Genomic DNA, 716 nt, shown 5'->3' with positions numbered 1-716 from the left:
CAGCAGGAAAGGTTAGATCTATTACAAAGTCTACTGGATGAGCAAAAAGCGGTGATGGAAAGCTTGAAAACCACAATTGACAAAGCGCTGGTTCAATACCGGTCAGATGAGTTGCAGGTATATGAACAGGATGGTAAATTGTACGTCTCTTTACAGGACAAGTTATTGTTTCCATCGGGGAGTGCCACTGTTAATAAAGATGGCAAAGAGGCCCTCAGTAAATTAGCTGTCGTGATCAATAACAGTCCTGACATACAAATATTAGTCGAAGGACATACAGACAATGTTCCTATACGTGGTAAATTTGAAGACAATTGGGCCTTGAGCACTGCCAGAGCTACTGCGATTGTGCGTATTTTAACCAACTCTTATGATGTAGTTCCCGAGCGGGTGACTGCGGCAGGAAGAAGTTTCTACTATCCAAAGACCTCAAATGAAACAGCTGAAGGAAGGGCAAAAAACAGGAGGACTGAAATCATTCTTACCCCTCAATTAAACGAACTATTCCAATTGTTGCGGTAAAAGAAATTATGGCACTTAGTTATTACATTGTTTATAAGCCTTTTGGTGTTTTGAGTCAATTTAGCGGAGAAGGAAATACGCTGGGCATGCTTAGTGATTTCCCATCCGATGTTTACCCTAGTCGGTAGGCTGGACAAGGACAGCGAAGGTTTATTGCTACTGACCAATGACACCCGGTTAAACCATTTATTACT

1 protein-coding gene is annotated in these 716 nt (G+C 41.8%); it reads left to right on the top strand.

The genetic code is table 11. The annotated features are described in order from the left end of the window. Positions 1-522 (top strand): OmpA/MotB family protein (locus ADIWIN_RS15190; protein WP_040757582.1); only part of this gene is annotated, 522 nt, incomplete at its 5' end. Positions 523-716: the final 194 nt, after the last annotated feature.

Origin of the sequence: Winogradskyella psychrotolerans RS-3 (assembly GCF_000427335.1) — a bacterium.
Classification (GTDB): domain Bacteria; phylum Bacteroidota; class Bacteroidia; order Flavobacteriales; family Flavobacteriaceae; genus Winogradskyella; species Winogradskyella psychrotolerans.
The sequence above is the reverse complement of the archived record's forward strand: the minus strand, read 5'-3'. Positions and strand labels throughout refer to the sequence as shown.